Origin of the sequence: Sandarakinorhabdus rubra, from assembly GCF_010994245.1 — a bacterium.
Lineage (GTDB): Bacteria > Pseudomonadota > Alphaproteobacteria > Sphingomonadales > Sphingomonadaceae > Sandarakinorhabdus > Sandarakinorhabdus rubra.
On sequence record NZ_WMHO01000408.1, the window covers coordinates 1 to 893 of the forward strand.

The window sequence follows — 893 nt, forward strand, 5'->3', positions numbered from 1 at the left end:
GGCGGCGGCCGATGCTCACCGTGTCGGCGCAGACGGCGGCGCTGGAGGAATTCGCGCCGACGCTGGTGGCGCTGGGCACCGTCACGCCGAGCCAGAGCGTGGCGGTGCGGCCCCGCGCCGACGGCGAGATTATCGGCATTGCCTTTCGCGAGGGCGATTTCGTGCGCGCCGGCCAGGTGCTGTTCCGGCTCGATGCGCGGCAGGCGCGCTCCGCCGTGCAGCAGGCCGAGGCCGAGCTGAAGGGCGCCATCGCCGCCGAACGCCGGGCCACGCTCGATTATCAGCGGGCCGAGGCGCTGGTGGCCAAGGGCTTCGTGTCCACCGCGGCGCGCGATCTGGCGCGGGCCAACAGCTATTCGGCGAAGAGCGACATCGAAACGGCCCGCGCGCTGCTGGATTCGGCGCGCGTGCAATTGTCGTTCCTCACCGTGACGGCGCCGATTTCGGGTCGCACCGGGGAACTGGGCTTCCGGCTTGGCGCCAATGTCCGCCAGGGCGATGCCACGGCGCTCGTGTCGATCAACCAGCTCTCGCCCATCCATGTGCGCTTCCTGGTGCCACCCGACAATGTGCAGCAGGCGCGTGCCGTTCTGGCCAGCGGCGGCGGCCGAGTGGTGGTGCGGGATCGTGACAGTGGCGCGGAACTGACCAGCGGCCGCCTTGTCTTCCTCGACAACAATGTCGATCCGGGCAGCGGCGGTGTCACGGCGCGGGCCGAGTTTGCCAACAAGGGCGACGTGTTGTGGCCGGGCGCCATCGTGTCGGTGGAAATGCCGCTGGCGGCACCGCAGCCGCGCATCGCGTTACCGGAAGGCGCCGTGCAGACGGGCCGCGACGCGCCGTTCGTGTGGACGGTGACGGCCGGCGGCGCTGCGCCCGGCGGTCCGGCTGCG

Annotated in this window: 1 protein-coding gene; it reads left to right on the forward strand. The window is 71.6% G+C overall.

Annotated elements, in window-relative coordinates; all coding sequences use genetic code 11:
• Positions 1-893 (forward strand): efflux RND transporter periplasmic adaptor subunit (locus GJV64_RS14895; protein WP_164158282.1); only part of this gene is annotated, 893 nt, incomplete at both ends.